Annotated in this window: 9 protein-coding genes and 7 pseudogenes; 5 read left to right on the plus strand and 11 right to left on the minus strand. The window is 71.6% G+C overall.

What is annotated here, in order from left to right; genetic code table 11:
• Positions 1–26: 26 nt before the first annotated feature.
• Together ACZ7OY_RS42215 and ACZ7OY_RS42220 are read left to right on the plus strand one after the other, a co-directional pair.
• Positions 27–311: pseudogene (locus tag ACZ7OY_RS42215) on the plus strand (UBP-type zinc finger domain-containing protein); the annotation flags it as partial.
• A complete protein-coding gene (locus tag ACZ7OY_RS42220; protein ID WP_472250829.1) occupies positions 309–827 on the plus strand; it encodes a DUF427 domain-containing protein in 519 nt (172 codons plus the stop codon). The pseudogene ACZ7OY_RS42215 and the gene ACZ7OY_RS42220, both read left to right, overlap by 3 nt.
• Before the next feature lie 20 nt (positions 828–847).
• Here the strand turns inward: ACZ7OY_RS42220 and ACZ7OY_RS42225 are convergent, their stop codons facing one another.
• From ACZ7OY_RS42225 to ACZ7OY_RS42275, 11 genes and pseudogenes are all read right to left on the minus strand, one after another.
• Complete coding sequence (locus tag ACZ7OY_RS42225) at positions 848–1,474, minus strand: glycosyltransferase (protein WP_472250818.1); 627 nt, start codon at positions 1,472–1,474, stop codon at positions 848–850.
• 7 nt (positions 1,475–1,481) lie between these two features.
• Positions 1,482–2,530 (minus strand): annotated as a pseudogene (locus ACZ7OY_RS42230) (YqjF family protein).
• Positions 2,531–2,537: 7 nt separating this feature from the next.
• Positions 2,538–2,924, minus strand: coding sequence for an SDR family oxidoreductase (locus tag ACZ7OY_RS42235; RefSeq protein ID WP_472250831.1), 387 nt, complete (start codon positions 2,922–2,924; stop codon positions 2,538–2,540).
• A gap of 70 nt (positions 2,925–2,994) precedes the next feature.
• Positions 2,995–3,240 (minus strand): annotated as a pseudogene (locus ACZ7OY_RS42240) (SDR family NAD(P)-dependent oxidoreductase); the annotation flags it as partial.
• Between the two features lie 399 nt (positions 3,241–3,639).
• Positions 3,640–5,688, minus strand: a complete 2,049-nt coding sequence (locus ACZ7OY_RS42245; RefSeq protein ID WP_472250819.1) for a spermine/spermidine synthase domain-containing protein — start codon at positions 5,686–5,688, stop codon at positions 3,640–3,642.
• A gap of 325 nt (positions 5,689–6,013) precedes the next feature.
• Positions 6,014–7,233 (minus strand): annotated as a pseudogene (locus ACZ7OY_RS42250) (IS3 family transposase).
• A 65-nt stretch (positions 7,234–7,298) separates the two neighbouring features.
• Positions 7,299–7,427 (minus strand): annotated as a pseudogene (locus ACZ7OY_RS42255) (ATP-binding protein); the annotation flags it as partial.
• Positions 7,426–8,301, minus strand: a pseudogene (locus tag ACZ7OY_RS42260) (transcriptional regulator); the annotation flags it as partial. The pseudogenes ACZ7OY_RS42255 and ACZ7OY_RS42260, both read right to left, overlap by 2 nt.
• A 1,162-nt stretch (positions 8,302–9,463) precedes the next feature.
• Entirely contained in the window at positions 9,464–10,420 is a 957-nt protein-coding gene (locus ACZ7OY_RS42265; RefSeq protein WP_472250820.1) for a hypothetical protein, read from the minus strand.
• Positions 10,417–10,749, minus strand: a complete 333-nt coding sequence (locus ACZ7OY_RS42270) for a PadR family transcriptional regulator (protein ID WP_472250821.1) — start codon at positions 10,747–10,749, stop codon at positions 10,417–10,419. The genes ACZ7OY_RS42265 and ACZ7OY_RS42270 overlap by 4 nt, the downstream gene beginning before the upstream one ends.
• A gap of 902 nt (positions 10,750–11,651) precedes the next feature.
• Positions 11,652–11,846, minus strand: a pseudogene (locus ACZ7OY_RS42275) (DUF6192 family protein); the annotation flags it as partial.
• A 709-nt stretch (positions 11,847–12,555) separates the two neighbouring features.
• On the opposite strand from ACZ7OY_RS42275, the gene ACZ7OY_RS42280 reads away from it, so the two are divergent.
• The 3 genes from ACZ7OY_RS42280 (at position 12,556) to ACZ7OY_RS42290 (ending at position 21,476) form a co-directional block, all read left to right on the plus strand.
• The gene (locus tag ACZ7OY_RS42280) at positions 12,556–13,362 is read left to right on the plus strand and encodes an ASCH domain-containing protein (protein WP_472250822.1); all 807 of its coding nucleotides are present in this window, start codon (positions 12,556–12,558) and stop codon (positions 13,360–13,362) included.
• A 1,413-nt stretch (positions 13,363–14,775) separates the two neighbouring features.
• Positions 14,776–17,436, plus strand: a complete 2,661-nt coding sequence (locus ACZ7OY_RS42285) for a DUF6603 domain-containing protein (protein ID WP_472250823.1) — start codon at positions 14,776–14,778, stop codon at positions 17,434–17,436.
• Positions 17,433–21,476, plus strand: coding sequence for a hypothetical protein (locus ACZ7OY_RS42290; RefSeq protein ID WP_472250824.1), 4,044 nt, complete (start codon positions 17,433–17,435; stop codon positions 21,474–21,476). The genes ACZ7OY_RS42285 and ACZ7OY_RS42290 overlap by 4 nt, the downstream gene beginning before the upstream one ends.
• The last annotated feature ends 85 nt before the right edge of the window (positions 21,477–21,561 follow it).

Consider the following 21,561-nt stretch of genomic DNA (forward strand, 5'->3'; position numbering starts at 1 on the left):
AGCACTGCACCGGCCGGTGATCACCGATGACGAAGTGGGCGCCCCGGCAGGACGGCGGACGGCCCTCGGGGAGGCCCTGTTCCCACACCTGGACGGCCGAACCGGCGCCGCTGAGTGAGACATGCACGACGTGCGCGGCACGCGAACGTGCGCCGGCCGAGCTGCTGCTCTGCCTGACCTGCGGCCATGTGGGCTGCAGCGACAGCTCTCCCGGCGCTCACGCGACGACGCACTTCGACTCCAGCGGCCACCCGGTGGCCCGCGCCCTGGCCCGCGGCCAGGAGTGGGCCTGGTGCTACGAGGACGAGGTGTACCTGGATCCGCTCTCGGAACAACCCGTGCCGCATTCCGCCCCACGGCCGCCCGAGTCCGTCTGGGACTACCCGCGCCCGCCCGCCGTACGGGAGGACGACCGCGTCGTGCGGGTCGAGTGCGCGGGCCAGGTGGTGGCGGAGACCCGGAAGTCCGTGCGGGTACTGGAGACCAGTCATCCGCCGGTGTTCTACATCCCTGCGGCGGACGTCCGTACGGAGCTGCTGATCCCGGCGCTCTCGGGCCGGACCTGGTGCGAGTGGAAGGGCTCGGCCCGGTGCTGGGACGTCGTCGTAGCAGACGACGTACGCGCCGACGCCGCCTGGAGCTATCCCCGTCCCGAACCCGGCTTCACGGCCCTCAAGGACTACTTCGCCTTCTACCCAAGCCGCATGGACCGCTGCACGGTCGCCGAAGAGGCCGTCACGGCGCAGGAGGGCGACTTCTACGGCGGCTGGATCACCTCAGAGGTGCGCGGGCCGTTCAAGGGCGGGCCGGGCACCCTGCTGTGGTGAGGCCGAGCCGCCGCTCGGCCTCACCCCCCTCGTCGCGGCCCCTGCGCACACTGGTCAGCCGGTGTGCAGGGTGGAGTACTCGGCGGCCGGTTCGTCCGCCATGCGTCACGGAGAACCGCTCGGCGACCAGCTTCCTGCCCACAGCCGCGTAACGGCGCCGGTCGTCGACAGAGGTGGCGGCGACCCGACGTAGGCCCCGCATCAGGCCCGCCTGGCCGGATGTGTCCATCAGGAGGGGCGTTGACCTGGTCGCGGAGGTAGCGCGCGACTTTCCCGCGGCGCGGACCGGCGGCGGGAAGGCCGGCGTCCATCGCCTCCAGGACCGCTGTCCCGAACTCCTCCTTCGCGCTCGGGCGGACGTACCAGCAGCAGGCGTCGGCCGTGCGCTGTGCCAGGGCACGCTGGCGTCGGCGTACCTCGGTGTTCGGCAGGGCCGGCAGCAGCGCCAGGCGGCGTGCGGCCTGCGGGTACGGGGCGAGGAGGGTGTCGATGCGGCGGCGGATGTCGTCCTTTACGGCGGTGCCGGTGCCGGGGCTGTTGCCGATGAGGACGAGGGTCGTGGTGTGGTGGGCGCCCGTCGCCGGCCAGGACCGGACCAGGAGGTCCTGCTGCTTGACCGGATGCAGCCGGCCCACGCACGGCAGCACGGGAAGTTCACGGTCCCGGAGATCGAGGGCGTCGGGGCGTGTCCCGTCCCGGTAGAGCCGCTTCAGCGCCTCGCACCGCCGGCCGTCCTCGTCGGGTGCGGGCCGGTAGGGAGCGATGCCTTCGGGCGGGGCGCCGGGTCCGCGTCCTTCGTCGAGCCGGGCGAGGCCGGGGAGGGGCCCGGGTGGGCGGCCGGAGAGCTGCTGGCCGCCATGGGCCGGCGGAAGTCGACACACTGATCCCGGCGCCGTCGTGCCGGGGCAGGTCAGCCGGGCCGCGTGCCGGGTGCGGGCGGGGCACCGGCGGGCCGAAGACCACCGGGAGGCCGGGAGCGTACACAACGCCCACGGGCTCGCCCTGCGGCCTCGACAGCCCGGCCGCCGTGACCAGGTCGTCCTCCCGGCCCAGCAGGGTGCACCTGCGGAAGGACCAGGCGGGGTGTGCGTTGGGCAGGTAGTAGGTGCGCCCGAGGAACCGCTCGTGCAGCCCCCAGCGCTGGGTGAGGAACTCCTCCAGCGGCGTGGCCGCCACCGGCTCGTCCGCCACGTCCAGCCACACCCGTGCCCCGGCTCGCGCACCCTGGCGCCGACCGTGCGGTACAGCAGGCGGCTGTCGAACCACTGGCTGTGGATGCGGGACCACCGGTAGGGCAGGCCGAACGCGCCGCGGGCCGTCAGTACGGGCAGCAGTCGGTCGCAGTCGAGCGAACGGAACACCACCCCGCGCCGTCCCGTGGCGTCGCGGCTGTACAGGCGGGCGTCGACCTCACCGAAGCTCCCCAGGTACGGCAGGGCCGGCGTCCGGCCGAAGGCGAGGTCGTCCATGCGCAAGAAGACCAGGCCGACGTACGCCCGGCCCTGGTGGAGGTCGGGCACGGTGCCGGCCGGCAGCAGCCGGGCCACCTCGAACGGGTCGGCGGCCCGGTGCAGGAACACCAGGTCCCGCCAGCGCTGGGGGAACAGCACGCGCCGCACCGCACGCGGAGCCAGCGGGGTCAACGCCTGCGCGGGCCGGGCGCCGTGGGACGAAGAACCGTACGCGAGACGTCTCCTCGGCATGTCCGCCCTACCGCACCACTTCGAGCGCCGCACCACTGCCGGGACGCACAAGTCTCGCCCCCTCGCAGAGCGCCCGCACGATCACGTCCACTGCCTGTGGAACGGGCAATCCCCGCGGCAGCGGCGGCGCTTGGCCCACGACGGCGCGCCCGGCGAAGCCCGTGTCCCTGTGGGGCAGGTTGATCTCCAGCACGGTCACGCCCTGGCGTCGCTGCTCGCGGCGGACCGCCGTCAGCCAGGTGGCCGGCGCGGCCTTGGCGGCGGCGTAGTCCGCCATCCGGGCCGGTGCCGCCTCGGCGACGATCCCGGTGACGGCCGCGAGGACGCCGCCCTCGGGCAACCGGTCCCCGGCGGCCCGCAGGAACGCCATGGGGGCCGGCGCGTTCACCGCCATCAGGTGTTCGGACAGTCGCGGCCTCCACCTCCCCGGCCGGCCCGAAGGCCGCGACTCCGACGCATACGACGACGCCGTCCAGGCCGCCCAGTTCCGCCGCCGCCCAGTCGACGGTCTTCGCACAGGAGTCGGCGTCCCAGGCGTCGAAGGTGCGGGCGGGAGCGTGCTCGCACGCCGCCGAGACACGGGTGAGGGCCTCGCGGTCACGTCCGGCCGGCGCCGTGCGGGCACCGAGGGCGTGCAGCCGTACGGCGAGCGCCGCCCCGATCTCCCCGGTGGCACCCGGCACCACAATCCGTGCACCTCGTAGCTCCATGCCCCGTCTCCCGTTCCGTGCCGACGACCTGGCACTACGTATCTGGTTCGCCGGTCGGCCGTCGGCCGGATGCAGACGCGGGCACACCAGGAACGGCACGTCGGCCTGCCGGCGGCTTACCAGGGTCGACGGCGTCCCCGGTCCGGGTCAGTGGGCCGGTGCGTGAGCGTGCCGCGCGGCGGCCAGCGCGTGCGCGAGCTCCCGCAGGTTCTGCGCGCTGCGGCTGGGCGGGGTCATCGTCCGCGGGTACACGGGGGTCCCGCACCGCAGCCACGCTCCGTGCAGTCCCGCTCGCCGTGCACCGTCGATGTCCCATGCACGGCGACCAGCATGGCCTGTTCGGGCCGTACGCCGGCCCGTGCGCACTCAGCCGGCGTGCCGTCCATCGGGGTCGTGTCTCTACCGGCTGTCGAGGGCCACCGTTTCGTCCGGCACCTGCGGTGACCGTGCACCCGGCCCCCGCTCGGCGAACCGCATGGCGACGAACGCCCCCAGGTACAGCAGGGCGACGACCAGCAGCAGCGCCTGATAGCCCGTCACCAGCGCGAGGTATTCGAGCGCGCCCCCGGTCAGGGCGCCCAGCAGGTTCGCGCCGAACGCGGACGTCGGGTCGGAGGCGAGCGCGAGGCGGTCCGAGAAGATGAGGTTGGCGCAGAAGATGGGAGCGAAAGCCAGGGCGATGGCGGCGGCGAGCCGTCCGGCGAAGGGCAGCGAGAGCACGGCGTTCGCCGGGACGAGCCAGGCTGCCGCGAGGGTGCCGAAGAGCAGGAGCTGCAGCGGCAGCCGGTCGACCCGCCGCAGTCGGCGCCGGACCTCGACCGCCGCGAGGACGGCGAGCAATACGCCGATGAAGACCAGGGCGTTGACCAGCCAGGTCGTACCGAAGTAGAGCGCGAAGCCGATCACGTTCTTCGTTTCGAGCAGCATGAAGGCCGCGCCCATCAGGAACATGTCGGCATAGCGGACCGTGCTTCGGATCCGGACCCCGGCCAGGCGTACCGCCAGGAGCGTCACCAGCAGGATCGCGCCCAGCGTACCCAGGTAGAGGGTGGGGATGTCCCGGTGGAGCAGATACGGGAAAGGATGGTCGTCGCTCGCGGCCTGCGGGATCGCACCACTGGGCTGCCAAATCCGCTCGCACGACTGGTCGGCGGTCGTCATCCCGGCCACCAGCACGGCCGCGTTCTTGCCGAACGTCGTCATACAGGGGGCGTGGCCGTAGATGTCGTCGAGGGAGCCGGCGAAGCGGTCGACCAGCCAGCTCGTGCGGTAGTAGTTGTACATGGCGAACGCGCCGTTCGGCGCCAGGTGATCGCGCGCGGCCTCGAACGCCTGCTGCGTGAACAGGTAGCTCTCCAGGCGCAGATTGCTCGCCCCGGCCACCAGGGTCAGCGAGTCCGGCAGCGCCAGGACGACGAGGTCGTACCTGGCGTTCGTCCGCTCCAGGAAAGCCCGTCCGTCGTTGATGTGGACGTGCACCCGGGGGTCGTCGTACGGCTTCGCCGGGTGCAACTGAGCGCCGATCTGCTGCAGCCGGGGATCGATCTCCACCGCGTCCACGCGCTGCGCTCCGTGCGCCAGCGCGACCGCGACGTCATTGCCGTTGCCGGCCCCGATGACCAACACACGCTTGTGCGGATTGCCGGGCGTCCGGTCGTACGGCTGCCGATAGGGCGAGTTCTTCTGCATCAGCACCGGGAGCGGCGCGATGCTCTGGTGCGGAACACCGTTGGCGGAGATGCGGTATCCCCCGGTGGTGGATGTCTCGGGCGTGACCTGGATCTTGTAGTAGGGCGACCAGGAGATGCCGGCCGTCGTCGTCTCCACGAACAGCACAGCGACCATCGCCGCGAGGGGGACGCCGTAACGCAGGGTGTTGCGCCGTCCGCCGAGAACGAGCAGGGCTGCGGCGGCGAGTACGCCCCATACGACCGACGGAGTGCGCAGCCAGGACAGCAGGGCGAAGGACACCGAGCCGGTGATGCTGCCGAGCAGGTCGTAGCGGTAGGCGTCGAGCGAGGGAAGCCGGCGGAAGAAATCGGCGGTGATCTTGCCGATCGCGGTCATGACCAGCGCGGTGAGCAGGAAGATGGCCGGCAGCGTCACCCACTCGGGCAAGCCGGAGGTCTTCACGGCGGTGAAGTAGATGACCTGGCCGCTGCTCTGACGCACCTGCACCGGAAAGGCGCGTACCAGAATGACGAGAAGCGCGAGCGGAACCGGTACCCAGCGTGTGAGCCACTGCCCGCGCGGGGCGGGGATCAGGAACCCGATGCCGATACCCAGGAACGACCCCAGCAGGATGAAGTTCGAAAAGTAGCTGAGGTGGACGACGTTGGCGCCCGCCCATCTGATCAGCGCCAGCTCGACGAAGAGCATGGTGGCGCTGGCCAGCAGCAGCCTCCAGCGCACACAGTGGTCGGTCTGTCCGGTTCCGATCGTTTTCACACGCAGTGACGGTGCCATCTTCTACGCGGTCGGGCGAGATGGCTTGCCGCTTTTGTGATGATATCGCCCTCGTGACGTTCGGCCGTTCGCGCGCGACCGCCTCAGACGCTTGTCGTGTTGGATGGTGCCGACGTCGACCGCCAGTGAGGCACGGGTGGCGAGCGCCCGGGTCCGGGCGCAGCGGCGCGGGTCGGCCGGGAGACGGACGTCGGCGTAGAGGCTGAATCCGGATCCTCGGAGGAGCCCGGCCGGTGAGTGCCCAAGAGGGCGTGCGCCCTATGGCGCGGGTGGTGGTGAGGTGACCCCCGGAGTGCGGACACGGGGTTCATGCCGCGCGTGCGAGTCTGCGTTCTGTCTGGTGCTGCCGTTCGAACTCGACGGGTGAGAGGCAGCCGAGCGAGCTGTGGCGCCTTCGCGCGTCGTAGTTACGTCCACCACTGGAAGAGTTCCAGCCCGGCCTGGTTCGTCGTCGTGAAGAGCCTCTGGTGCATCGTCTCCCTCTTCAGCCCCTGCCAGAAACTCTCGGCGAGGGCGTTGTCGTGACTCGACCCGAGGCGGCCCATGCTCCTGCGGATCCCAAAACCCTGACAGACCTGGGCGAACGCGTCCGAGGTGTATCGCGACCCCCTGTCCGCGTGGAAGATCACCCCGGCCACGCCGCCGCCTCGGGTCGCCACCGCCGTCTTCAGCGCGCCGACGACCAGTTCGGTCCGCATGCGGGTGGCCATCGACCAGCCGAGCACCCGGCGTGAACAGATGTCCAGAACGCAGGCCGGATACAGCCACGTGCCACCGACCCGCACGCATGTGATGTCGCCGCACCACTTCTCGTCGAGCTGCCCCGCACGGAACACGCGGTTGATCAGGTCCGGGACAGTGGTGCGAGCCGGTCCGGGACAGTGGTGCGTTCGCGCCGCCGCAGACGGCGGCCCTCGACCCCGTCGACACGCATCAGCCGTTCCACGCGCTTGCGGTTGACGGTGTGTCCGAGGCCCCGCAGCTCGGCATGGACCCGGCGGGCTCCGTACATGCCCTTGTGATCGGCATGGATCTCGCGGATCTCCTCGACCAGGGCGTCGTCGGCCGCCCGACGGGCCTGTCGGGCCTTTGCGCCGGCAAGCCACCGGCAGCAGCCCGGGCGCGAGACCTCAAGGACCCGGCATATCCGCTGCACGCCGAAGTCGGCCCGGTGGACGGAGACGAAGCCCCAGCGGCCGGACATGCCCTCATCTCCTTGGCGAAATACCGGGCCGCCCGGCGCAGGATCTCCCGCACGCGTTCCCACTCCTTCTCGGCCTTGCGCAGTCGGCCGAGCCCGGTCCGCAGCCTCGCCAGTTCCTCGCCCCGATCCGCCCCCGCCCCGTCACCGCGGACCTGCTCACGGCCCGCGACCTCGTCGGCCTGCCGGACCCGACTGCGCAGCGTCCCGCCGGGCACACCGACGTCCGCGGCGACCTCGGCATAGGGCCGCTTCCCGCCCGCAGCGCGGTACCACGCCACCGCGTCGTTCCTGAACTCCACCGGATACGGAGACTTCCGCCCCACCAGGACACCCTTCCTCGCACCTACAAGATCCATTGTCAGAGTGTCCACACCACGGAAGTCACCTCAAAGTCGTACTCATCGAGTCTCTTGTGGTGCGGCAACCGGGAGAGTCGCAGGCCTTGGCGGAAGCGGCGGCCGTCACGGACGGCGAGTTCCTCGGACAGGACCAGGTCGAGGAAGTCGAGGTAGCCCATCGCCTTCACGTACTCCCCCGTGGGCGTCCTTGAGCGTGATCCGGAACTTCTCCAGGCGGCCCTCGGTCGCCCCCGACGTGAACGACTCATGGATCACCGGCGCCTCGCCCAGCCCGTACTTCGGGCCGGACAGACGCAGCAGGAGGGGCAGGGTGGGTTCGGTGACCCACAGCGGTCCGTCCTCGTCGCGGTCGCCCAAAGGGTCCGGCAGAACGGTGTGGTGCTCCCAGGCGGGCGCGGTGATCAGGTGGACACCGGCGCGGCGCCGGTCATGGACGTTGCCCGTGCCGTGCTCAAGTCGGCCGACCGGCAGGTGGGTCTTGAGGGCGGACAGGCAGGCGCCGTTGATGTCGAGGCTGGTCACCTCATGCCGGCCTGCGGGCAGTTCCGGGCGGGTCCGCTTCGGGCGGGCCTGCCAGATCCGGTCGGCGCCCTTCGCACTTTGTCTGCGCAGGATGTCGGGGATCCAGGGGTGGGCGACGATGTCGCAGCGGCCGCCCTTGCGGGTGGCGTCGAGCAGGATCACCGCGTTCGGGACGGCCCGCTTGGCCAGGGCGGCGGTCGCGGCCTCCGCATCGCCGGGGTGCTCGGCCAGAGCGGCGCCGAGGGCATCAGCGATCAGGTCCGGGGCATTCTCGGTGCTCTGCACCCGGCCGGCCGCCCGCACCGTCTTCACCGTCCGCGTCTGACCAGGGCGAGCCTTCGACGCGAAGGCGGCGGGGAGGCAGGCGGGGGCTGCCATCGGTGCCGGATCCGGGGGCCCGGGGGCCGCCGCGGACGGCCGGTGTACCAGGAGTCCGGGTCGGGGGCCTGTTGGGACGAGGACTCCGGTCCGTCCGCCGGTTCCGGGCCGAACGGGACGGCGCGGTTGCGGAGGCGAAGATGGCAAGTGACGCCGTTCTGTGCGAACTGCTGTGGTTCTGGGCTGCCGCGTCGGCGCATGCGGTCGCGGACTCTTCGCCCTGTCGTCTCCAGGCCTACTGTGGCGTCCGCCCCAGGGACTGCGGGTTTCCAGGATGTCGATCAGCTCGCCCGTGAACTCCGGAAAGCGTGCGTCCCGCAGGACGAACAGCGTCCGGACGGCAGGGGCCGCGCAACCTCGGCCGCTGGTGCCGCTTCCCGCAAGATTCTCGTCTCCCGGGCCCCCGCAACCCCGAGCGCCGGCGCCCGGCGCAACGCAAGGCACCACGAGCGTCTGATGTCTCACGCCGAAGCCCACATCCGGTCGGCGTCCATCACCCTCATGGCCCGCCGCTTGCACCGCCAGCACCAAGGCGGTCCCAGCCACTCTCGCGGCAGCCGCCTGAAGGTCCCTCTACTGCCGTTCGGCTACCCGTCCAACGACGCCCAGCCGAACGGCAAACGGGAGTGCCCCCACCACCCATGGCGCTGTGACCAGCGGAAAAGGGGATATGACACCGCTTCTGAGCGGAACCGGCCGGCGGGACGCCCCAATGGCGAAGCAGGCCGGCCAGGACCCCGGCGACGGCGCTCTCGCCGGTGCTGTCTGCGCCCCGGTCCGCGAGGAGCCGGCGTGCGTGGCGCCAGGCGAAGTCCGCGAACGGCGCCCGGACCATGGCATACGGGTCCACGGGGCCCCGATCCACTGCCGGGTGCCGCTGCGACATACCCAGATGCGGCAGACGTCGCAGGGATCGCGCCGGGCCGTGTGCACCTTCTCCAGCAGCCCGTCGGCCGAGCGCACCCGCAATCGGCCGGCGAGCGCCCGCGAACAGGCGCAGCGTCGTCATCTGCACCGACAGCGCCGCACGATGCGTGCCGGCGAGCTCCCTCCGCTCCGGCGCAACCGCCATCCGGCAAAGGCGACGAGCATCGAGCCGCCGGCTGCGGCCGCAGCGCGAACCGCGGCAGACGAGGCAGCGCGCAGGAGACGCTTTCGGATCGGGGGCGGGTGCGGTTGTCCGTCGTGATCACCTCAGCCGCGGACGAGAGAGACGATGACGCCGCACTGTCTGGCGCCGGACGACCGGTGGCCCGCCGTTTCCCGGCGGACCACCCGTCGCAGGCGGCACAGGTCAGGAGGGGACGGGTCCGTCTCCTGCGTCCCCGCACGCCTGCTCCGCGCGGGCAGCGCGCTGTGGGCGCTTGGGCGCCGTCACGCCCCGGGCGCAGAACACCAGCACGGCCGCCACGAGCGCCAGGGCCGCGCCCGCCTCGATGCGGGCGGTGAAGACGAGGCCCGTCTGCCTGCAGAGCTGGAAGGCCGCCACGGGATACAGCGGCAGCAGGGCCACCAGGCCGGCCGTCGCGGCCGGGCGGGTGCGCGGGGCCGCCAGGCCGCCGGCAAGCAGCAGGGCGAGATCCGTCACGCCCCAGACGTTCGAGCCGGGCACCTTGTCCAGCACCGCCAGGGCCAGCAGCCCGACGGCCACCGCGGACCAGGCCGTACGCTCGCCCGGCCGAGGCGTGAGCCGCAGCGGGGCCGCCCACAGCAGCGCACACGCCAGCAGCGGGCCTGCCGTCCCGGCGACCAGCCACAGCACGGAGCCCTGGTGGGTGTGGGCGTGGACCACGGACGCGGCCCCCGACCACGCGGTGGCCACCGCGCCGGCCGTGCCCAGGCCGCGAGCAGCGGCCACCCTGCCCCTCAACAGCGCGGTGAACGCGAGCGTCGCCAGGACGGTGCCCGCGAGCGCCTGGTAGATGCCGAAGGTCTGCTGCATCTGGTCCCAGCTCAGCACACGGCGGAACATGTCCGCCTGCAGCAGACGAAACGCCAGGTCCCCCGCCACACTGAGCGCCAGAGCGAAGGGGACGAGAACGGCGAGGGTGCGCCCTCGCGGGCTCTCGGCGCCCATACCCGTCCTCAGCCGCAGTCCGTGCGCGGCCAGCGAGGCCGCTTCGGCCAGGTGGGCGGCAGGCCCGCGGCCGACCGCCGCCGCGCGCGCCGCGTCCTCCAGCTCATCGCCCAACTCGGCGCGGTACCGGGCCGGATGAACCCGGACAGCCAGGCGCAGCAGGACGGCGCTCATGCCGTGACTCCCTGCGCACCGCCCGAGAGGCCTCCCAGCCGGCGGCGAGCCTCGCGGGCCACCGTCTCCATCCGCTGCACCTCGGCGTCCAGCGCAGCCGCGCCGGGCTCGGTGAGCGCATACACCCGCCGGGCCCGCCCCTCGACGACCTCTTCCCGTTCCACCCGCACCAGTCCTTGCTCCAGCAGCCGGTCCAACGCTCCGTAGAGCGTGCCCGCCCGCAGCCGTACCCGCCCCTGCGACATCTGCCAGACCTCGGCGATCAGCGCGTACCCGTGCCGGGGCTCGCCCGCCAGCGCGGCCATCAACAACAACGTCGGCTCCCGCATCGGCTGCCTCCCCTCCCCATTCGTCATGACACCGATATATATCGCATGACTGACTATCAAGTCGAGGCAGGCCGGCCACCGACCACCACCGCCAGCAGCCCGGGCAACGACCGCGCGACACCAAGCCGATGACCCCCGACAGGGACAGACAGGCCGCCCACACCACCGCCACGAGCGACATCACCAGACCCGGGACGCAAGCGGCCAGGACACTCCACGCCACCCTGCCCGCACGACAGCAGCCGAGCAGCAGAAGCCGGAGGCCCGAAGCCGCCCCGTGCTCCCACCGCCACCCCAGGACGCAGCCCCGCATCGCCCATTCGACGAGATGTCCCACCAGGTCGGCGACCGCACCGGCGCCCGTCAACGTGACGATCGCGCCACGGCGAAGTCCGCCAGGCACAGGCCCGCCGCGACGGCCCACCTGCGCCCGGTGGACCACCACCTGCTGCGCCACCGAGCGGCGAAGGCGGTGAGGAAGGCCGCCGTACCCAGCGGCGGCGAAGAATCTCCAAAGGCTGCGGGCCGCCGCCGATCCGGCTGCATCCCGTTCATCGTCATGATGTGCAACGCCTCACCACACGATGACGCGAGGGGACCTGACGGGGAAACACACGGATCAACCACTGAAAGTCATGAACTTCAACGTCTCGGGCGACAAAATCGACGCAACCGCCTCAAGCGGCCGACTCACACACTCACCGGCCAACCGAAGTGCTCAGTCACACCACGGGCGCGGGCAGTTCCAGACACAGCCGCCACAGCTCGAACCCGAGGTGCCCGACATCCGTGAAGCGGACTTCTCCGAAGCCTCCGGCGCGACGGCCGCCGTCCTGGAAGTACACCTCTGTGAGTGCCTCGGCCGCGATCTCCCAAAGCTCCTGCTCATCGGGGATGCTGGCCAGGATCTTGTGGATGGTGTGCGAGACGTCCGCCCGCCGGTGCTCGGTCGGCCAGCGCGTGAACACCCACCGGTAGCTGCGGACTGTCGTATAGGCCAGGCCGACGTCTTCGGCGAACAGCCGGATGGCCTCGCTGACGGGGAACAGGTCGTCCTTCCCGGACGGATTCGCACCCCCATACGAGAGCCGCGTCACCGAGACGCCACTGAACGCTGCTCATGGTGGCGACCCAGTCCCTGCCCAGCTTGACCAGCTCGTCGTAGCGTTCCCGGGTCACACTGCCGACCATCGCGGGCATCCGGACACCACCCCCACGGGCCCGGGTGCAGCACCCTTGTGTGCCGCCAACTCACCCCAGAAGCCCGCTACTTGGCACCATCCGGCGTCCTGGGGCCGTCGAACAGAGCGCGCGGTCCCGGCGCGTGAAGCGGCGAAGTGGCCGCCGGATGCGCGGCCTCATACCCCGCCCGGCTTCGCGCGCCGTCTGTGCCAGGCCCGTTTGCGACAGGCGGGAGAGCAGTACGTTGCCGAGGAGGCACGCTCGACGCCAACCGTCCAGGACACCCCACACTCCGGGCAAGTGGCCGTCCTATCACTTTGCACCGCCTGGGCCCTCGCGCCTGCCCGCCGCATCCGCCGCCAGTGCCGCGAACGGCACACCGACGAGCAGAACACCGCCGCCGCCTTCAACGTCGGCATCAATGGGCCACCACAGCCACGGCAGAGCCGCGGCCCGGGATCGTCGTCCGTGACCACGACCAGCCTCAGCCGGGGCGCTCCGCCCCTGCCCACGGGACCACCATAGGAATCCAGCGAAGGTAAGCCGAAACCCTGTGGAGCCCACCTGCATAGCGTGGAATGCTCTTGGGCGACTGCTGACGGAAGGGAAGGTTAAAAAAAAAAGGTGTACGTACCGTCATCTGCACGAGCTCTCGATGATGACGAGCGTGAGCTCGCGGAGCTGGCACGCCGCACCATAGACGCGCATACCGACGCCGGGCCCAACGAAGATGGGATCCACACGGTGGGCGCCGCGGTCATGGCCGCCGACTACCGGATGTTCACTGGCGTGAACCTCTATCACTTCACTGGCGGACCCTGCGCCGAACTCGTGGCTCTGGGAGCCGCGCGAGCCCAGGGCGCCCGCCAGATGCGCTGCATCGTCGCCGTGGGAAACCACGGACGCGGGGTCATCGGCCCGTGCGGGCGCGATCGGCAGATCTTTGTGGACTACTACCCCACCATGCGCGTCATCGTGCCCACGCCCGCGGGGCTCAGGTCCGTTCTCGCCGCCGACCTGATGCCGCTGGTTCAGCGATGGACCCCCGAGGCGGGCATGAACGGTCTCGACCCATCGCTCTACCAAGACCCCGAGACGGCCGGCCCCCCGATCATCCGGTTCAACCCCCGCTACCTCGAAGTCGTCCGCTCCGGCGCCAAGACCAAGACCACCCGCTTCCGGGACCCCGCCCAGCTCGGGCCGGCACGGCTGGTGTTTGAGAGCGACCCCGAAGTCGCCCTGCCGGCAGAGGTGACCGGCATCAGGCACTGCCTGGTCAACGACCTCACCAACCAGGACGCCCAAGCCGAGGGGCTGACGACCGCAGCCGAGCTCCGGGAAGGCCTCAAGGGCCACTACCCAGATCTGGCGGGAACCGACGAAGTCGACGTCATCACCTTCCAGATCAACGACAAGACGGGCGCCGCTTAAACCGCGGATGCACCAACGACGACTGGGCCCCAAGGTGACGACGAGCACTGAGGGATCCAAGATCATCCCGCTGCCCTGTTCGGCTTACCCAGCTGGACCACACATATGGACGACATCGGCATCCGCCCCGTCGCTTCGGGCAGTCCCGCCCGAAGCGACAAGCCCCTGACTGCACGGATCTCAGAAATCAGAACCCACCCAAGGCCGGTGCACTTTGTCATACAAGCCTCAGACACAGCTTCTTCAGCGTTGCCGCACCACAGAACCTGAGCCAGAACCTAATTCCCCGAGGTCCTGCCCCACCAGCGCGGCCGCAGTCGCCCAGGGCGAGCTTGCGGCGCTCGAAGGGTCCGAGGAACTCGTCCCATTCTTCAGGGGGTGACGGCACGGTATTCCTCGACCGGCCGCAGGACTCGGCGCCGGGCGATGAACGCTCGGTGTGTCTCGATGCCGTCCGTCGGGTAGACGGCGGCGTATCCCATCGTCGTTCCGATGTGGTCGTGACCAGCGATGACCTGGGCGATATGAGGGGGCGGGCCGTTGAGGATGGAGTCCGTGATGAAGTTCCGGTTTGTGTCCGCAGAGGCCGTGTGCGGATCAGCCCGTGTTGCTATTGAGCTGGCGGGATTCGGAGGGGCATTTGCCACGCTCCTCATGGGCTGTGTTGCATCGCGGTCACCCAGATGTGAGGCAGACCGTACTTCTGGGTGACCTGGACTTTGCTGATCACGTCCCCTCGATGCCCTCGACGAGCCGCTGATGTTCCAACAGTTCGGTAGTCCGGGCAGCACTCGTGAGTACGGTCTCCTTCGCCGTCCCGAGGGATCCTGAGCCTGCGAAGCGCTACGTAGCTCGGACAGCTCGGTATCGGGGCCGAGTTGACGGTCGGTGTCCTGAAGGGCCTGGCCGGACCGGCCCAGCGTGCTCAGGCTTTCGACCGACGGCTGTGCTGTGGGTTCTCGACTCACCCGCGTCCCGGCCGATGTCCTTGCCGAGCAGGGCGGCGGTGCCGACCGTCAACTGCCAGCGGTACGGGTGGACGGACGAGACGTGACGCCGTGGCCTGGCGACTGCGTGTGGCGGTGGCGTGCCGTCGAGGCGCGATGAGACGCGGGCCGGCCGCCGGTCTGGCACCCGCGTCCGCGCGCCCTGCTTTCTCGCGTCGACATCGGCTCCGACCTGTGCTCTTATCGAAGAAGACGGTGTATGCCGGAGTCCTCAGCGTAGCCAGCCGCCGAGCAGGCGGTGCCCTGGTGGAGAGGAACGGACCGGGCAGAGCTATGCGCTCCCCCAGGGTCGGCGGGTCCGGCGGTCCGTACGGACGGCAGTCCCTGATCGGCGCGAGTCGTGGGACCGATGCCCTTTGTCAGTTCCGTAGTGAGGAGCCGTTGTGCCGCACACGGATGTGACCTCATGAGTGAGACGGTCGGCGAGCTCGCCACACAGCTGCGGACCGGATTGGCCGCAGTCCTGCCCCAGTTGGGCGCACTCGACGTCGCGCAGAGGCGCCCCAAGCTGGCGCAGGCGCTCGGACTGCCGGGGGCTCAGTTGACGCCCTCGGCGCTGATATCGCGTATCGGAGCCCCGGGGAGCACTCAGGCAGGCGATCTGTGGCCCAAGCTGGTGGCGCTGCTCGCCGACGCGGCGGACGGCGCGGCCGCGGGCTGGAAGCTCACCGTTCCGGACGTCCTCCTGGTCACGGCGGACGACGTCAAGGTCTTCAGCGTCGCCCTGCCGCCGAACATCTCCTTCACCGTGCACCTGGGCACGCTCCGGCTCGCCGAGGTTCTGGAGGTCCGGCAGGACGTCACGCTGGACCTCGATGTGCCGTCCGATCCCGCGGATGCCTCGCTGCACCTCGCCGTGCTCGGTCTGCGGCTGACCCTGCCATCGGACGCGCTGCTCGCCCTGCTCGCCGGGGACGGGTTGGCCCTCGAAGGTGACATCCAGGGTCGGCTCGACATGAAGGGGGTCCACTTCCAGGGCGGCGGGAAGAACGGCCTCGCGCTGCCGCTGAAGGCCGCGCCGCCGGGTCTGCGCGCACCCACCCTGTACATGGCCCCCGTCGGCGCCGCGCTGCGGTTCACCGCCTCCTTCGGCGCCTCGCTGCTGGGTCTCGCCGACGCCACGCTCGACGGCGTCGGCAGCGAGCTGGCCCCCGGAGCCTCGGCCACACCGGTACTCCCGAGAGGGATGGGCCTGACCATGTCCCTGGGCCCCGCCCGGGGCAGCGGCTTCCTGGAACGGCGCGGTGACGAGTACCGCGGCGCCCTGGGGCTCGCCCTGGGCGTGGTCGACGTAAGGGCGTTCGGCATTCTGCGGCCCAGCGAGCCGTCGCTCCTGGTCGCCCTCAGCGCCCACTTCACGCCGGCGGTGGAACTCGGACTCGCCTTCACGCTGAACGCGGTCGGCGGGATCGTCGGCATCGGACGGGCCATCGACCGGGCCGGCCTCGCGGCGGCCGTGCAGTCGGGCCACCTGGACGAGGTGCTGTTCCCGGACGATCCGGCCCGGGCCGCACCGCAGATCCTGGACACGCTGGCCTCGGTGTTCCCGGCCCGGCGCGGCAGTCAGGTCGTCGGGCCGACCTTCCGGCTGGGCTGGGGCCGCCCGGTGTCCTTCGTGACGGCCGACATCGGACTCGTCCTGGAACTGCCGAGTGGCGTCGTCGCCCTGCTTGGCCGGCTCAGGATCGCGCTGCCCGCCCCCGAGGCGCCGATCCTCGACCTGCGCGCCTCCGTCGCGGGCGTCGTGGACCCGGGAGCCGGAGTCGTGGAGATGGTCGCCGACCTCGCCGGATCCCGGCTGCTCACCGCCGGTGTCGAGGGCGGGATCGCGCTGCGGATCAAGACCGGCTCCGATGCCGCGTTCGTCCTCAGCGCCGGCGGGTTCCACCCCCGCTTCCCCCGGCCCGCCGGATTCCCGGTACCCCGCCGACTGTCCATCGCCATCGCCAGTGCCCCGGCGCTCAGCATCGTCTTCTCCGGATACTTCGCCCTCACCCCCGGCACCGCCCAGGCGGGCGCCACGCTGACCGCGGTCATCGGCACGTCCGACACCGGCGTGAGCGGACAGCTCGGCTTCGACGCGCTGCTGCGATGGGAGCCCAGCTTCGGCGTCGTACTCGATCTGTACGGCTCCTTCCACCTGCGTTTCGACGGCCACAGCCTGTGCTCGGTCGATCTGCGGGTCCGCGTCGAGGGACCCACCCCCTGCTGGCACGTCGCCGGCCGGGCCTCCGTCTCCCTGTTCTTCATCGACGTCAGCTTCCCCTTCGACGAGCACTGGGCCTGCACCGGTGCGGTCGGGGCGCCGCCCGCGCCCGACATCGCGCCTCTGCTGGAACGGCAACTCGACAACCCCCGCACCTGGGAGCCCGTACTGCCCGACGGCGCCGCCGGTCTGGCCGCCCTGCGCAGCGACGGCACGGACGGCGGCCGGTTGCTGCACCCCCTCGGCCGGCTCCGCTTCAGCCAGCGTGTGGTACCCCTCGACATCGCCGTGACACGGTTCGGCCCGGGTCGTCTGCCGACCCCGGCGACCTTCGGCGTCGCCGTACGCTTCGGCGACGGCACCGGGACGGTCCAACCGGTCCGGGAGCAGTTCGCGCGCGCGGACTTCTTCGACCTCACCGACGACGAAAAGCTCACCCAGCCCGCGTTCGAACTCCTGCGCTCCGGCAGCGAGCTGACCCCGCCGACGGCCGGGGTCGGCGCCCCCCGCCGCTCCGTGGAGGTGCGCTACGAGACCAAGTGGCTCGGCGAGCGCGGGCACCCGCCCGAGCCGCGCGCCCGCTGGCTGCTGGCCGAGACCCATCTGCTCGCGGGGCTGCAACACGGAGCGGTGGCGACCAGCGCGGTCCACGCCGACCGGATCCGATACGCCGCCCCGCCCGCGCCGACGGCCTTGAAGGCCCCGTCTTTTGCGGTCGCTCACGTCGACACCCTCACCGAGGACACCGATCTGGGCCGCAAACCCACTTTCACCGAAGCGGCATTGTCCTTCGCCGCCCCCTCCGGGCGCACGCAGCTGCTGCACGTCGTCCCGCCGTACGAACTGAAGTCAACGCCATGACCCGATACGCGTTCGCCTCGTGGGATCGGACGGGAGCCGCCGCGTCACTGACGGACCCCGACGACCTGCAGCGCACCACGCCCTTGCGGGGCACCCTCGCGGCCGCCGCGTCCGTCAACGGACGCCCCGAACGGCCCGTGCCCGTGCACCTGTACGGCCCGGGGGATGTCCGCGCCCTCGATCCCCGGCAGATCGTGCGGCGATATCCGCTGCCCGGCACTCCCGACGCCGAGACGACAAAGTTCCCCATGGTCGAATTCGACCGCACCGACCTGCCCTGGCTGTTCACGCCCCTCGCGGCGGTGCCGGGCGGGGAGCTGCGCCCCTGGGTCGCCCTGGTCTGCGTGCCCGCCCGGCTTGCCTTGCCGCGGCGGGAGCCTGGCCGACCGATGCCCGTGCTGCGCGTGCCCGGCACCGAACTGCCCGACCCCGCCCATCTGCACCTGTGGGCGCACGTCCAGACCGTCGTCGGCCACGAGCAGGACCCGCGCGCCTGCGTCTCCCGGCTGCTCGCCCCCCGGCGGCTGCTTGCGCACACCGACTACGTGGCCTGCCTGGTGCCCGCCTTCGAGGCCGGTCGCCGCGCCGGCCACAACGAGAGCGGAGGAGACCTGTCCCCCGCATGGAGCGCGCACACGGACAGCGACCTGCCGGTGTACGACGCGTGGAGCTTCTCCACCGGGGAGGCCGGGGACTTCGAGACGCTCGCCGACCGCCTGCGGTGCCGCCCCATCGGCGGAGCCGGCCGCAGACCGATGGACATCAGCCGGCCCAGGCCGCAGGACTCGGGCCCCGGTCCGGTCGTCCAGCAGGTCGAGAGCGCCCTGTGCAGCCCCGACCTCGGCCCGCGCGACGCCTGGCCGGTCGACGCGCACAGCACACAGTGGCAGGGCGCCCTCGCCGCCTCGCTCGACAGCGCGCACAGCGACGACAGCGATGACGACCCGGAGGTCGCCCCTCCGCTGTACGGCCGGTTCCACGCCCTCGCCTCCACGGCCGTCCCCGGCTCGACGGGCTGGCTGGACACCCTCAACCTCGACCCGCGCTGGCGCGTCGCCGCCGGCCTCGGTACCCGCAGCGTCCAGCGCGAGCAGGAGCAGCTCATGGCCTCGGCCTGGACGCAGCTGGCCGACGTCCAGGCCGCCAACCGTTTCCTCGACCTGGCCCGGCTCGCCCGGCTGGTGGGCGCCCGGCTCCACGAGCGGCACGTGCGGCCGCTGACCACCGACGAGTTCCTGCACCTCGTGACTCCGCTGCGCACCCGTACGCTGCTCGGCGCGGTGACGCTGGCGAGCAGCGTGCACGCCAGCGCCCTGCCCACCGCCATGGCCACAACCACCTTCCGGCGCGCCGTCCGGCCGCTCGGCCTACTCAGCAGGCGCGTCACCCTCGCCGCGCGGCAGCAGAACGGGACCCCGCCCGACCAGCCGTTCGCCACCACCCTGGCCAAGCTGGCGGCGACCGGTACCGGACTGGCCGTCACCTCCCGCAGTCCCGACGGCACCGTCGCATTCGGCATCGCTCCGGAACGCGTCGTCCTCGCCGACCGGCTGCCCGCCGTCCGGGCCGCCCTCGGTGTGTCCACCCTGACCGCGCCCGCCTGGAAGGCACTGGCCGGCGAGGTGATCCGCCGCGCGCAGACCCGCGAGCTCACCACCGCGCAACTCGCCGCCGTGCCGGCCCTGCAGCCCACCACGCTCGACGCCGTCTTCCGGCTCGGCACCGTACGGGAGCTTGACGTACCCACCAGCTTCCTCACCGACACCCGCCTCAGCCCCCAGGGCAGCCTGCTCTTCCCCTCCGGGCGCACCGCCCCCACCGGCCTGCTGACCACCTCCGACAGCACCACCACGACTTTCACGGGCATGTGGTCCGGTCCCTGGACCCCCTCGACCGCAGGCTCCGGCTGGAAGGGCGAGGCACGCGGCACCTTCGGCCCCGGCGGCACCGGCTCCGGCACCTGGCGGGGCGTCTTCACAGGCGTGTGGGACAACCCGACGCAGGGCACGCAGGGCGGCTGGCGCCTGGTGTTCACCGGCACCTGGAACACCCCCGACGACCAGGGCACCTGGCAGGGCCTCGCCGCCGGCGTGTGGGACGACCCGTCGGACACCTCCGACGGCACGTTCAACGGCACCTGGCGCTCCGAGACCGCTCGCGGCGCCTTCCACGGCACCTGCCCCGGCACCTGGGACTGGGACGAGACCGGCATCGCCGGTGTCTGGCGCGCCGACTGCTCCGGCGGCTGGGAACGCCTCGCCGACGGCACCCCGCCCCCCGACGGCGAGGTCTGGACGCCCGAGAAGCTCGGCGAGATCCTCGCCGGCTGGCAACAGGGCGGCGGCATCTCCCTGGGCACCCTGCTCGGTCCGGGAAGCCTGCCCGGCCTGGCCGACCGGCTGCCCGCGCCCTCCGTCCTCGCCCTCACCCCCGGCGACACCCACTCGATGGTGGTCGGCGCGCACGACCAGGTCTTCCGCCCCGCAGACGTGCCGCCCCTCCCGCCCCGGGACACCTTCCCCGCGCCCGCGGTCCAGACGGCCGTCACCGGCCGGCTCGACCCCCGCACCACCGTGGACACCGTCGTCGGCTCCCGCATCGAGCACCCGGCCCCCGGCGACAGCACCGCACCCATCCAGTGGGCGCCCGCCTTCCCCGACGCCATGTGGCGACCGCTGGCCGAGCAGTCCACCGAATGGATGCTGGCCGGGCTGAACAAGGTGCCGGCCGACAGCGCCGCGCTCGCGGTGACCAACCCCGCCTTCGTGGCGTCGTACATGGCCGGCCTCAACCACGAGTTCGCCCGCGAACTGCGCTGGCGCGAATACCCCACCGACCAGCGCGGCACGTACTTCGCCTCCTTCTGGGGCACCGGCTCGGAGATGACGCCCCTGCACCAGTGGCCGAAGAGCTCCGCGCTGGGCACCCAGTTGACCGTCCCCGCCGACCGTGTGGTCCTCCTGCTGCGCACCGCCCTGCTGCGCCGCTACCCCGGCGCGCTGATCTACGCCGCTCCGCTGCTGCCGCCGGAACCGGACGGGGCGCGGGAACCCGACGACGCCCAGGCCCGGCACCCGATCTTCCGCGGCGGCCTGGACCTGGACACGGCGTTCCTCGGCTTCGACCTGCGGCTCGGCGACATCGTCGGCCACGACTGGTGCTTCGTCATCGCCGAACAGCCCACCGAACCACGCTTCGGCCTGGACGACCCCACGGACAACGTGCTCGCCAGCCCCCCGCCGCCCGGCCTCTGGAGCCGCACCTACGCGCCGCCGCCCGCGACCGACCCGCCCACCGACGCCGACGACTGGAACAACCTCGACTGGAGCCACTTCTTCACCTCGCGCCCGGACTTCGAGACCGCGACCCACGCCCCGGGAGACAAGCGCTCCAACATCGTCCTCGACGATCTGACGTGGGGCGACAGCGCCGCCGGCATCGCCCGGCAGTGCTTCCAGCAGCCCGTACGGGTGGTCATGCCCACCGAACGACTGCTGCGCCCCGAACCGCCGCTGGCCCCGCTGGACTTCGTCCACTGGACGTCGGCCAGCCCTGACGGGGCGGTGGGCACGCTGCACGGTCACCAGGTGACGCTCTCCGGGCCGATGGGAACCGCCTTCGACCTCTATGACGCCTACCCCGACTTCGCCATGCCCGAGTTCACCCCCAAGCTGCCCGCCACCGGCATGGTGGAGATCCGCGGCGGCCCGAACCACGCCTTCACCCTCGACTTCGGCACCGTGCTCCAGGACCCCATCTTCCATCTGGGCTCCCTGAGGTCGGTTCTGACGGTCACCTCCCCGCCGGGTGCGTCCATCGCCCGGCTCAGCGGCGACGCACACTTCCGTGTCACCGCGAACGCCGTCTCCGGGCCGGACGGTACGCCCGGGCACGACGACTCCAAAGGGAGCGTCCGCCTCGCCGGAGCCTTCAGCGCCATCACCTTCACCCTGGTCCCCACCGTCGACGACGACACACCAGACGGGGTCTTCTTCCAGGCCGGCGGGGCACAGGCCGACGGCGGCCGGCCGGGTCCCTAGCGGGGCCGGCCCGCACGCCGCTTCCAGGGGCCGCGCGGATCGTCACCCCGGCGAACGGCGGCTCCACACCGTCCCAGTCCAAGGG

The organism is Streptomyces sp. NPDC107559 (assembly GCF_055657365.1).